Here is a 12,070-nt window from a genome sequence, read left to right on the forward strand (position 1 = left end):
CGTCATTGTCGCTGAGCCTGTCCCAGTGGGAAAGCGTCATGCCGGGTCGGGGGCGGTCAGATGCCAGCTGAGCCATTCGACGACGTTCTTGACGAAGGTCACCCGGTTGGCGAGTTGCCGGATCTCGTGCCCCTCGTCCTCGAACAGCAGCAACTCGCAGGGGATGCCACGGGCCCGCGCCTCCCGCAGCACCTGCTCGGCCTCGTACACCGGGACGTTGGTGTCGCGGGCGCCGTGCACGACCAGCAGCGGGGCGGCCAGCCGGTCGAAGGAGTGCAGGGGCGACAGCGCCCGCAGCAGGTCACGGTCGGCGACCGGGTGGCCGTACTCGCTGACGGCCGCCGCGGCGATCCACGGCTCGGTCCGGTCGTAGAAGGTCTCGAAGTCGGCCATGCCGCAGACGTCGACCCCGGCGCGGAAGAGGTGGGGGTGGGTGACGAGGGCGGCCAGCGTCAGGTAACCGCCGTAGGAGCGTCCCATGCAGGCGATCCTGGCCTCCTCGGCGACACCCGACCGCGCCAGTTCGACGGCGCAGTCGGCGACGTCGTCGATCGCGTCGAAGCGGAGCCCGTGGTTGTCGGCGTTGCGGAAGGCCCTGCCGAACCCGGACGAGCCGCGGACGTTCGCCGCGAGCACCCCGATACCGGCGGCCAGCAGATTCTGGAACAGCGGGTTGAAGGTGGGCCGTTCCTGGCTCTCCGGACCGCCGTGCAGGTAGACGACGAAGGGCATCGGGCCCCGAGCTCCGGGGACCCGGTAGAGCCAGCCGGTCAGCTCCATGCCGTCGCGCGCCTGGAAGCGCATCAACTCCGCCTCGGCCGCCTCGGCGACCGGGGAGTCCCCCGCGATCCGCCGGTAACCGCCGTTCTCCAGATCGCAGAGCACCACGTGGGAGGGGGCACCGGGCCCCTCGACCGCCAGGACGGCCAGGCTACCGTCCAGGGAGACCCTGATCGAGGAGACCACCTCGGCGGGCAACGGCGGGAGCGGGCGCACCGCACCGGTGGCCGGCTCGATCACCTCCAGTTCCGACCGGCCGCTGTCGTTCCACACCAGGACGGCACAGTGGCCGTTGGCACTCAGCGCGAACTGGTCGAGTTCGGCGTCCACCCGCTCGGCCAGCACGACCTCCGTACCGTCCTCACCCACCGCGAGCAGCGCGGCCCGGTCACGGCCGACATCGGACAGCAGGTAGGCGACCGTCCCGTCCGGAGAGAGGATGCCGTAGTCGGTGGAGCCGTTCAGTCCCGCCAGCAGCGGCTGTTCCCCGGGTCCTGGAAGATCGCCCGCGGCCTCGTCGGGCAGACCCGAGGGCAGGCCGGGCGGGAAGTCCTCGAGATGCCCCTCGGGTAGATCGGAGCGGAGCCCGGCCGGGGGGTCGGCGGAGAGGGCGGAGCGGAGGCCGGGGGTGAGGTCCTCGGTTTCGAGAAGACCAGGTTCGAGATCCCCCGGAGCGGAGAGGCCGGACGCGAGGGCCCCGGGACCGGCGGCGCCGTCGGGACCGGACATGCCCGAGGTGAGGTCGCCGGGACGGGCGGCGGGAAGGCCGGTGGGATCACCGGGGAAGGCGGGAAGGTCGGCCGCGTACATCCGGCGCACGCCGCGCGGGCCGCGCCGCAGCAGCATCCGCCGATGGTCACGGCTGATCGCCGCCGGGTGCATCAGCGCGCCGCCCGCGATGACCTCCCGGCTGCCGGAGCCCGCGTCGATGAGCACCGCGTCCGTACGGCCGGACGCGGAGACCTCGGCGACGAGAAGGATCTCCCCCTGCCCGGTCCAGCGCACGAACGACGCCGATCCCCCCTCCGGCGCGGCCAGCGGGCGCAGATCGCTCCCGTCGGGCCTGACCGTCCAGACCTGGGTGTGCTCCCCGCCGCCCGGCACGACGAGGACGGCCAGCCGTCTGGCGTCGGGAGACCAGCTCACATCGGCGGCGGGCTCGGGACCGGTGTCGAGGGACCACGCCTCCGTCTCTCCGCCGGCCGGCCCTCCGGCCGACGCTCCCTGCGGGAGCAACGCCTCCAGATCACCGCCGAGAAGCTGGACCCAGACGCGCGGAGAGCCGTCCCTGTCGGCGATGAACGCGACGGCGCTCAGGTCGGGCGCCAGCGCGGGCGCCCGGCAACTCCAGGCGGTCAGGCCGGTGCCCGCCGAGGGGCGGGCACCGGCTCCGGGCATGTCGGCCATCAGATGCCCTGTGCCTGCAACCACAGCTCCAGGAGTCCGAGCTGCCACAGCGCGTTCGCTCCCAGGGTGGTGCGGTGCTCGTCCGGTGCCGCGAGCAGCTTGTCGACGTACGGCTGCTCGAACAGGCCGCGTGACCGCGCGGCCCGCCCGGTCAGCGCGTCCCTGACGAGTTCCAGGAACGGACCGTGGATGTGCCTGATGGCGGGGACCGGGAAGTAGCCCTTGGGCCGGTCGATGATCTCGGCGGGCAGCAGCTCGCGCGCGGCGTCCTTCAGGACGCCCTTGCCGCCGGAGGCGATCTTGAGCTCGGGAGGGCAGGCCGCCGCCAGTTCGACCAGCTCGTGGTCGAGGAACGGAGTCCTGGCCTCCAGCCCGAAGGCCATGGTCATGTTGTCCACCCGTTTGACCGGGTCGTCGACGAGCATGACCTCCGTGTCCAGGCGCAGCACCGCGTCGAGCGCGGTGTCGGCACCGGGCGCCGCGAGGTGGCGCCGGACGAACTCGCCGCTGACGTCCTGCTCCAGCATGTACTCGGGTGACAGGATCCCGGCCAGCGTCCCGTGCGAGCGGTCGAAGAACTCCTCGGCGTACGTGACGGCCGCGTCCTCGCGCGACACGCCGGCCAGTGGCGGGTACCAGCTGTAGCCGGCGAACACCTCGTCGGCGCCCTGGCCGGACTGGACCACCTTGACGTGCCTGGAGACCTCCTGCGACAGCAGGTGGAAGGCGACGCAGTCGTGGCTGACCATCGGCTCGCTCATCGCCCGCACCGCGTGCTCCAGGGCGGGCAGCAGGCGGGTGTCACCGATGGGGATGCGGTGGTGGTCGGTGCCGAACTCATCGGCGACCAGGTCGGAGTAGGCGAACTCGTCGCCCCGCTCCCCGCCCGCCGCGGAGAACCCGATGCTGAAGGTCGACAGGCCCGCCTGCCCCTCCCCGGCCAGCAGCGCGACGATCAGGCTGGAGTCCAGGCCGCCGGAGAGCAGCACGCCCACCGGGACGTCCGCGACCATGCGCCTGCGCACGGCGACGCGCAACTGGTCGAGCACCGCCTCGCGCCACTCGGAGGAGGACAGCCCGGCGCGGCCGGGCAGGGCCGAGCGGGTGTAGGGCGGCTGCCAGTAGCGGCGGTCGGTGACGGTGCCGTCGGGTTCGACGGTGCGTACGGTGGCCGGGGGGAGTTTCCGCACACCGGCCAGGATGGTGCGCTCGACCGGCACCACCGAGTGGAAGGTCATGTAGTGGTGCAGTGCCACCCGGTCGATGCCGGTGTCCACCCCTGTTCCGGCGAGCAGCGCGGGCAGCGTGGAGGCGAACCGGAGGCGATCGGCGTCCTGGGAGAGGTACAGGGGTTTTATACCGAGGCGGTCACGGCCGAGGGTCAGCCGGCCGGTGTCCCGCTCGGCGACCGCGAAGGCGAACATGCCCTTGAAGCGGTCGACGCAGTCGATCCCCCAGCGGTGGAAGGCCTTCACCAGCACCTCGGTGTCGGAGGCGGAGAAGAAGCGGTAGCCCCGGCCCTCCAGCTCCTCGCGCAGCTCGCGGTAGTTGTACAGGCACCCGTTGAAGACCGCGGTCAGGCCGAGGGCGCTGTCCGTCATCGGCTGGGCGCCCCGGTCCGACAGGTCGATGATCTTCAGGCGCCGATGGCCGAGCGCGACGGGTCCCAGCGACCACAGGCCCGACCCGTCGGGGCCCCGGTCGCTCATCACCTCGCTCATCCGGGCCACCGCGGCGACGTCCGCGGGACGGCCGTCGAACCGGATCTCACCGCTCAGACCGCACATCGGCACTCCCCGATGACCTGCCCACCCCGAAGCCGGGCGGATTCATCCCTGAGATCACACATCGGCGGCCCCTCCCGGCAGCCAGGTGTCCTTGGAGCCGCCGCCCTGGGAGGAGTTGACGATCAGGCTGCCGGCCGGTGCGACGCGGGTCAGCGCCGCCGGCGGCACCGTCGCCGTCTCCCCGAGGCAGACAAAGGCCCGCAGGTCGACCACGCGCGGGCTCAGCCGCTCCCCGTCGAAGGTCGGGTGCGTCGACAGCTGGACCGTCTCCTGGGCGACCCATCCCTGGGGCGCGGCGAGGATCTTCTCCCTGACCCTGCCGAGCTCCTCGGCGGACGCCTCGGGACCGACGACCACGCCCTGGCCGCCGAATCCGTCCACCGGCTTGACGACCAGCTCGGCCAGCCGGTCGAGCACCTGCTCGCGGTCCGCGGCGTCACGGCACAGGTAGGTGGTGATGTTGTCGATGAGCGGCTCCTCGCCCAGGTAGTACTCGATCAGGCGGGGCACGTACCGGTACAGACACTTGTCGTCGGCGACGCCGTTGCCCGGCGCGTTGGCCAGGACGAGCGCGGAGCGTTCGACGGCGTCCATGATCTCTGGCCCCAGGGGGCCTTCGACCAGCTCGTTCTCGTCGACCCGGCGGTAGAGCACGTCGATCCTGCGCCCCGCGGCCTCCAGATGACCGTTCCTGATCTCCAGGTCGGCCGGGACCACCAGGATCGCCCCCATCTCCTCGGCGAGCATCCGGTGCTCGTAGTAGGCGGAGTCGTCCGGCCCCGCCGAGACCACGGCGATGGCCGGCGAGTCGACCGTGCCCGCCGCGAGCAGTGCCTCCCGCAGCGTCCGCAGGCTCTGCCGCGGATCGGCGATCCCCTCGCCGGGAACGAGTTCCGGCAGCAACTCGGCCATCAGGTGCCTGTTGGTCACCGCGTACCCGAGGCCGGAGGGCACCCGCAGGTTGTCCTCCAGCACCGCCCAGCGGCCGACGTGGTCGCGGACCAGATCCAGCCCGGCCACGGCGCAGCGCACGGTGCCCGGCGGTACCCTCCGCCCGTGCTCGCGATAGCCGGGGGACTCGTCGACCACCCAGGCGGGGAGCACGCCGTCCCCGATGATCTCGCGCTCACCGTACACGTCGCGCAGGAACGCCTCCAGCGCCCGCACCCGCTGCGGCAGTGCCCGCTGGATCTCGGCCCACTCTCCGGGCGGGACCAGCCTCGGGATCAGGTCGAACGGGAAGATCCGGCTCTCGCTCCCGCCCTCCACGTGGAAGGTCATGCCGTTGCGACGCTGGTAGCCGTCGCGGAGCCGCTCCCTGCCGCGCAGACCGCGGGCGCCCAGCCGGTCCAGGACCCGCAGCACCGGCTGGTAGGACTCGCGTACCGTGCCCTCGATGATCGCCTCGTCGCCGGGGGCGTCGTAGCCGTCGAGGAGGCTGGTGTGCATCCTCGGCGTCGGCCCGCCGAAGGCGGTCTCCCAGTCCTCGGACCGCGTCTCGGCGATGACGAGGTCGACCACGTCGGCCAGCCGGCCGTCGCGGGCGAACGCCTCGCGCTGGCGGGCCGAGGAGCTTCCCCGCGCCAGCGACTCCCGGACCAGGGACGTGACGAGCTCGAGGTCACCGGACTCCTCCAGCTGTGGCCGCAGGCCGTCCACCATCCTCCAGATCACCTCGGCGGCCGGGCCCGGGGTGCCCTTGACCGGGTCGACGAGCTCACCCTCCAGCCCTGAGCGCGCCGCCCGCCATGTCGCGGCGCGGACCATCTCCAGCCGGACCGAGCGCTCGGGGCCGTGCTGCACCGCCTCCAACTCCCTGGCCACCAGCGCCCGGAACAGGCCGGCGATCAGCACGATGTCACCCACCCTGGGGCAGGCGTCGCACACTCTCAGCTCGATGGTGGGCAGGTGGGCCGAGGGCCGGATGTCGAAATAGATCATGCCGGGGTCGGTGATCACACCGGAGCTCACGAGCTCCCGCACCACCTGGTCGTACTCTGCGGCCGACTCGAACCTGGCCACGGGCCCCGCGGTGGGCCAGCGCTGCCAGAGCAGCGGGCGGTAGCTGGCGTACCCGGTGTCGGCTCCCAGCCAGTACGGCGAGCTGGAGCTCAGGGCGAGCAGCGGGGGCAGCCAGGGGGCCAGGCGGTGGGCGACGGCCACTGCCAGGTCGCGGTCCTCGACCTCGGCGTGGAACTGCGTGCCGCAGATCAGCTGTTCGCGGGTGAGCAACTGGTAGTCGGCGAGCATCTGCTCGTAACGGGGGTCCGGGGAGATCTTCAGCGCCGCCAGGTCCACCAGCGGCACGCTCCCCGCCGCCACGATCCCGAGCCCCAGACCGTCCGCCGCCTGGATCACCGTGCGACGCAGCGCGGTCAGATCGTGCCCGAGGTCCTCCAGATGCACGAAGGGCCTGCTGTTGGCCTCCACCACCGAACGCTGCAGCTCGTGGGTGAACCGCTCCTCCGGTAGCTGTTCCAGCAGGACACCGGCCCGTGGGACGAGGTGCCGGGTGTCGACATCGACGACGTGGAACTCCTCTTCGACACCGACCGCGATCGGCCCCGCCAAACCCGCCATTTCATCACTCCTGAAGTACGCCGACTCACCGGGATTTTTGTCCTTTGCCCGAAAAAAGCAGTTCCGCACTTCACGGGCCGTTCCGGAGAGAATCGAACCGTAAACTCACTCTCTGTGACCGGTGAGTCTCATCCGTCCGTTCGTCGACAAGGAGCACGGAGACACCTGACGAGCCTCCCTCGACGAAGGCCGGGGGAACGGCCGGGAAACCTCACCGAATCTCGGGCGGGTCCTCAGGCGACGGGCCGAAGGTGTCGGGAAAGGCACGGTCTCCGAGCGTCTCCGGATCATCCGGCGTGCCGGACGGATCGAGCAGGTGCCTCACGGGCGGCCTGTCGAGGAATGTGGAGACGGCCTCGACCACCCCCTCCCCCAGCGGGCGGAACGCGTCGACCACCGCCTGGGCGGGCGGGCCGAGGTGGCTGCCGACCTCCTGGAGAAGATCTTCCAGCATCTGCGGCAGCGGCGGCACCGGCAGGCCCAGCTGGGACGTGGAGCGAGCCTTCTCCGGCGGCGTCCAGCGCATCGAGTCGTCACTCATGGCGAGCCATTCGTCGACGGCCCCGTCGATGGAATCGAGCACGTGATCGGAATCGTCTGGCATGGCGGCTCCCCTCACCGACCGGGATCCGATAAGACGACGGTACCTCGCTCCGCCGCCACCGGGCAGAGGCGGGTCGGCGGCGGAAGCCTCGCGGACGGCTTCCGGGCCGCCCCATCCCCCGGTACGACAGAAGTTCGATCATCAAAGCCCGCTAAACTGGCATAACCCCCTCAGCTGGGGGAATGAGCTGTCGGTGCTCTCTCAAACTCGTCCCGTCGGCGGGGACACACTCACCTTTCTCGGCGCGATCATGCGTAATCCCCAGCAGCTGGGCGCGATCGCACCCAGTTCGAAGGCCGTCGCCCGCCTGGCCGCGTCGGTGGTCCCGGCCACTCCCGGAGCCGTGGTCGTCGAACTCGGCGCCGGCGGTGGGGTGATCAGCGACGCGATCCGCGACCGCCTGCCGCCCGGAGGGCGACAACTCGCCGTGGAGGTCAACGAGGGCATGGTGAGCCATCTGCGACGCAGCAGGCCCTGGCTTGAGGTGATCGCCGCCGACGCGGGGGACCTGGGCAAGCTGCTGAGGCAGGCCGGTCTGTCCCACGCCGACGCGATCGTCTCCTCCCTTCCCTGGACCCTGTTCGAGGAGGCGCGGCAGAGGCGCGTCCTGGAGGAGATCTCGGCCTCGCTCGTCCCCGGCGGCACCTTCAGCACCGTCACGACGCTGACCGTGCTGCCGCTCCAGCGCTTCCGGCACTTCCGCGGCCTCATGGAGGACACCTTCGCCACCGTCGACACCCTGGGCCCGATCTGGTTCAACGTGCCGCCCGCCCTGGTGTACACCGGGGTCCGGGCAGGCGAGCGGCCGGCGGAATACGTCTCCGGCGAGCCGGGCACGGGCTGACCACCCGGCGGCTCCCGGGCCCGTCGTCACCTTGAGGTCAGCACGGGTCCCGTCCAGACGAGATCGTCCAGGTTGACCACGATGGCGTCCTGGGTGCTGCGGGCGATGACCACGATCGCCTCCAGGTCGGGATCGGGGTTCTCCTCCCGGTGCGGAACGAAGGGCGGCACGAAGATGTAGTCGCCCGGTGCGGTGTCGACGCGCACCTCGACGGGCTCCTCCCCCTCGATGTCGACGAAGACGAACGAGGGGGTACCGCTGACCACGTAGATGGCGGTCTCGGAGTCGCCATGGTGGTGGTTGGCCGAAACGGTGGCCGGCGCCACGTGGGTCTGGCCCATCCACAGGCGGCTGGAGCCGGTGGTGGCTCCGCTGATCGCCGCCCGGCGGTGCATGCCGCCGGTCTGCGCGGTCTCCGAGGTGAGCCCGCCCGGGGTGATGTGGTGCAGGCGGCGGTGGAACGGATCCTCGGGAAGGACTATCGGCATCGGGCACTCCTGCTCCGAGTCGGCGGGATGCGGCGCGGGCGCGCCACAGTCCCATCGTGGTACCCCTGGGGCACCAAGAACACCTGCGCGTCCACGGGGTGGTCCCGCAGGTGGCGGGCGTACTCCAGCTCGGCGGGCAGGCCGTCGTTCTTCGCGGTGCCCCCGGTGACGTAGGCCAGGATCTTCCCTCGCAGGTCGGACGGCCGGGCATCGGCTCCGGCCGCCTCGTCCGAGGCCACCGACTTACGCGGATAAAGCCGCTAATCTCCACCGAATCTGCACAGAGGACCGTTACGCTCCGGGCTCATGATCAGATCGAGATGGGTGGGCCTGCTGGTCTGGCCGATGGTGCTGCCGTTCGCGGTGTGGGCGGCGCTCAGGACGAGCGGTTGGATCCCTGTCTGGCAGTGGGTCCCCCTGGTGGCCTTCACCCCGTACGCGGCGGTGGCCTCGGTGATCCCGCTGCTCCTGGCCCTGGGGCTGCGCCGCTGGGCGGCCGCGGCCCTCGCCCTGGTCACCGGTGCGGTACTGGCGGCGGCCGTGCTCCCCCGTCACTTCGCCGACGGCGACCAACCCGCCTCGGACGGGCGGCTCCGGGTGCTCGCCGCGAACCTGGCCGTCGGCTCGGGAGACACCGACGCCCTGATGGATCTCGTGCGATCCCTCGATCCGGACGTGCTGACCCTCCAGGAGCTCACTCCCGCCGCGCGCGAGCGCCTGGAGGCGGTCGGCCTGCGCAGGCGCATGCCCCATGTGGTGGATCGCGCGGTCGACGGGGTGCACGGCTCCGGCATCTACTCCAAGCATCCCATCACCGAGAAACCCCTGATCGCGCTGGGCAGGTTCCGGCAGGCACGGGGGGTGATCAGGCATCCGAGCGGCCACGAGATCGAGGTCGTCTCGGTCCACCCCTGCGCGCCCAGGTACGACTACAAGGTCCGGTGCTGGGACGAGGGGCTGCGGGCGCTGCCCAGGGCGGGCGGGCAGCTGCGGGTACTGGCCGGCGACTTCAACGCCACCCTCGACCACGGACTGGTACGTGACCTGCTCGGCAGCGGCTACCGCGACGCGGCCGACGTCACCGGGCACGGCCTGATCCCCACCTGGCCACAGCAGGGCTGGGAGCCCCTGCCCGGTGTGACGATCGACCATGTGCTCGCCGACTCGCGCATGGCGGTCAACAGCTTCGGCGTCCACCCCCTGCCGGACAGCGACCACCGCCCGGTCTTCGCCGAACTCGGCCTGCCCCGGTTCACGGGCCACTGAGCCGAGCCGGGCCGCGATGGGCCCGGCTCGGCTCACCCGGATTCACGGACCGCCGAGCGGGACCCGCCGAGGAACAGCACCAGGGCGAGAAGGGCGTACGGCACCGCGGCGGCGGTGAAGATCGTGGCGTGACCGGTCAGTGCCGAGGCCGCGGCGTAGCCGCCGTAGACGAGGATGGCGCCCACCTCGGTGCCCAGCCCGGCCAGCGAGGTCACGGTGGCGCGGGCCGGGCCGGTGATGCTCTCCTGCAGCCGCGCGTCGGCCAGCACCCCCGCCATCTGGAAGGCACAGAAGGCCGCCGCGACCGCGACGAACCCCGCCGCGACCCCGCTGGCCGCACCCGCGCCGAGCGCCAGCGCTCCGAACGCGAGAAGGGCCGCGAACCCCCTGCCGGTGAAGCTCCGCCCGGTCGCCGCGAGCGCGCCGCCGACCGCGACCCCCGCGGAGACCAGGAGCACCACGAGTGGCACGGCCTGCGTGGCGACCCCGGCGCCGACCGCGAGCAGCGGGACGTACTCCTCCAGCGATCCCCACAGTGCCGTCACCGCCGGCACCAGCAGCAGCGCCCGGCGCGTCGTCCGGTCGGCGCGCGCCTCCCGCAGCCCGGCGCGCAGGGTCGCGGCGTAGCCATCCGGGGAGGTCTCCTCCCGCCGCCCGGGTAGGCGATGTTCGGGAAAGGTCAGCGCGACGGCCCCGGCGAGCAGGCAGGCCAGCACGCTACCGGCGCCGACCAGCGGGTAGCCGCCAACGGCGAACACCGGGGCGGCGACGGCCATGGACGCCATGACCGCGCCCGTGCCGATCGCGCGGGCCCGGCCCATGATCGCGGCATAGCGGCCGGCGGCGCCCAGCCGGTCGAGCTCGGTGTAGACCAGCGCCTCCAGCGCGCCCGACTGCAGCGCTCCCGAGGTGCCCCACAGGACGAAGCCCGCGGCGAACACCCAGTAGGAGGGGGCGGCGACCCACAGGCCGAAGCCGAAGGCGGCCAGTAGCGGCGCGAGGGCGAGCAACCCACGCCGTGAGACGGTGTCGGCCCACACTCCTGACGGGACCTCCATCACGACGGAGGTCAGTGACCAGACCACCAGGAGCGAGGAGATTTCGGCGGTCGGCAGGCCCGTGTCGACGAAGAGCAACGTATAGAACGGGTAGAGCAGGACGAACTCATCAAGAAAGGTGTAGGCGTAGAGCGTCGCGGCCAGGCGCTTCGCGCGCCCGCCGGGCACGCGAAGAGAAGAAATGGTCACGGGGTCCTTCTCGCGGGGACTGTACGGACTCGGGATGCTCGGCATCTCCGGGGGTCCGCGGCAGCGCGCGCCGGACCGGCCTCTGGTTCAGGATCAATGTCGCCAGGTCATGCCGCCGACCCTACAACCTCCTCGCCGACCGCCGCCTCCCCTTTTTCCCGCCGTCTTTCCCACGGGGTACGGGCGCCCGTTCTCCCCGCCGAAAGTCAGAGGATCACCGCTCTCGCCCGTATGAGGATCCGGTCCTGCGGATACCCGTCGTTTCACTCGGGCACGGTCATGGCGGAACGCATACTCGTCTGCATATACTCGCAGGCGAGTAGGAAGAGAAAAGGGGGTGGTGGTATGGCCAAGCGCCGCAAGGTCGGCAATATGCTCGCCCTGGCCGTGCTCTCGGCGGTCTACGCCAAGCCGATGCATCCCTACGAGATGGCCTCGGTGCTGCGCGAACGCGGCAAGGACCAGGACATGAGGTTCAAGTGGGGCTCGCTCTACACCGTGGTGCGAAACCTTGAGAAACACGGGTTCCTCGCGGTGGTCGAGAGCATCAGGGACGGCGCGCACCCCGAGCGCACGATCTACCGCATCACCGATGCCGGGCGCGAGGAGCTCGTCGACTGGGTACGCGAGCTGATCGCGGTGCCCGAGCGGGAGCAGCCGCGGTTCGAAGCCGGCCTCTCGGTCTGGGGAGTCATCCCACCGGACGAGGTGACGGGACTGCTCCAACAGCGACTCGCCCTGCTGGAGAAGGAGGTCGCGGGTCAACGGGAGGCCCTGGCCGGATGCAGCCGCGAGATCCCACGGTTGTTCCTCGTCGAGTCCGAGTACGACCTGGCCATCCGCGAGGCCGAGATGAACTGGACCCGGTCGCTGCTCGACGAGCTCACCACGGGCTCGTTCCCGGACCTCGCGATGTGGCGGACCTGGCACGAGACGGGCTGGATACCGCCCGAGATCGAGGAGCTCACGGAGAGGGGCGCCGTCACCGACTGATCGACGAGAACGGACCCGGCGGGGTGCGGGAACACCGCCGCCGGGTCGTCGACCTCGAACCGAAACCCGCGGAA

At 71.4% G+C, this 12,070-nt stretch carries 10 protein-coding genes; 3 read left to right on the forward strand and 7 right to left on the reverse strand.

What is annotated here, in order from left to right:
- Positions 1 to 36: 36 nt before the first annotated feature.
- From IG98_RS48210 to IG98_RS0138070, 4 genes are all read right to left on the reverse strand, one after another.
- Complete coding sequence (locus IG98_RS48210) at positions 37 to 2,187, reverse strand: S9 family peptidase (protein ID WP_030924054.1); 2,151 nt, start codon at positions 2,185 to 2,187, stop codon at positions 37 to 39.
- Positions 2,187 to 3,974: an N-acetylglutaminylglutamine amidotransferase gene (locus tag IG98_RS0138060; protein ID WP_030924057.1), complete on the reverse strand. Its 1,788-nt coding sequence runs from the start codon at positions 3,972 to 3,974 to the stop codon at positions 2,187 to 2,189. Before IG98_RS0138060 ends, IG98_RS48210 begins: the two co-directional genes overlap by 1 nt.
- A gap of 54 nt (positions 3,975 to 4,028) precedes the next feature.
- Positions 4,029 to 6,554, reverse strand: coding sequence for a carboxylate--amine ligase/circularly permuted type 2 ATP-grasp protein (locus IG98_RS0138065; protein WP_030924060.1), 2,526 nt, complete (start codon positions 6,552 to 6,554; stop codon positions 4,029 to 4,031).
- A gap of 211 nt (positions 6,555 to 6,765) precedes the next feature.
- Positions 6,766 to 7,158 (reverse strand): hypothetical protein, encoded by a 393-nt coding sequence (locus IG98_RS0138070; RefSeq protein ID WP_030924064.1) that lies wholly within the window; start codon positions 7,156 to 7,158, stop codon positions 6,766 to 6,768.
- Between the two features lie 193 nt (positions 7,159 to 7,351).
- Here IG98_RS0138070 and IG98_RS0138075 point away from each other — a divergent pair, with 193 nt between their 5' ends.
- A complete protein-coding gene (locus tag IG98_RS0138075; protein WP_051753468.1) occupies positions 7,352 to 8,002 on the forward strand; it encodes a class I SAM-dependent methyltransferase in 651 nt (216 codons plus the stop codon).
- Positions 8,003 to 8,028: 26 nt separating this feature from the next.
- On the opposite strand, the gene IG98_RS0138080 is transcribed toward IG98_RS0138075, so the two are convergent.
- Together IG98_RS0138080 and IG98_RS0138085 are read right to left on the reverse strand one after the other, a co-directional pair.
- The gene (locus tag IG98_RS0138080) at positions 8,029 to 8,490 is read right to left on the reverse strand and encodes a cupin domain-containing protein (RefSeq protein ID WP_037972403.1); all 462 of its coding nucleotides are present in this window, start codon (positions 8,488 to 8,490) and stop codon (positions 8,029 to 8,031) included.
- Positions 8,481 to 8,729 (reverse strand): hypothetical protein, encoded by a 249-nt coding sequence (locus IG98_RS0138085; protein WP_030924071.1) that lies wholly within the window; start codon positions 8,727 to 8,729, stop codon positions 8,481 to 8,483. Before IG98_RS0138085 ends, IG98_RS0138080 begins: the two co-directional genes overlap by 10 nt.
- A 67-nt stretch (positions 8,730 to 8,796) precedes the next feature.
- Here IG98_RS0138085 and IG98_RS0138090 point away from each other — a divergent pair, with 67 nt between their 5' ends.
- Complete coding sequence (locus tag IG98_RS0138090; protein ID WP_157594763.1) at positions 8,797 to 9,756, forward strand: endonuclease/exonuclease/phosphatase family protein; 960 nt, start codon at positions 8,797 to 8,799, stop codon at positions 9,754 to 9,756.
- A 32-nt stretch (positions 9,757 to 9,788) separates the two neighbouring features.
- Here IG98_RS0138090 and IG98_RS0138095 read toward each other — a convergent pair whose 3' ends face one another.
- Positions 9,789 to 11,003, reverse strand: a complete 1,215-nt coding sequence (locus IG98_RS0138095) for an MFS transporter (RefSeq protein WP_030924075.1) — start codon at positions 11,001 to 11,003, stop codon at positions 9,789 to 9,791.
- 345 nt (positions 11,004 to 11,348) lie between these two features.
- Between IG98_RS0138095 and IG98_RS0138100 the strand changes: the two genes are divergently transcribed.
- Positions 11,349 to 11,996, forward strand: a complete 648-nt coding sequence (locus IG98_RS0138100) for a PadR family transcriptional regulator (RefSeq protein ID WP_030924076.1) — start codon at positions 11,349 to 11,351, stop codon at positions 11,994 to 11,996.
- The last annotated feature ends 74 nt before the right edge of the window (positions 11,997 to 12,070 follow it).

It is taken from the genome of Streptosporangium amethystogenes, from assembly GCF_000721075.1.
In the GTDB taxonomy this organism is placed as follows: Bacteria; Actinomycetota; Actinomycetes; order Streptosporangiales; family Streptosporangiaceae; genus Streptosporangium; species Streptosporangium amethystogenes.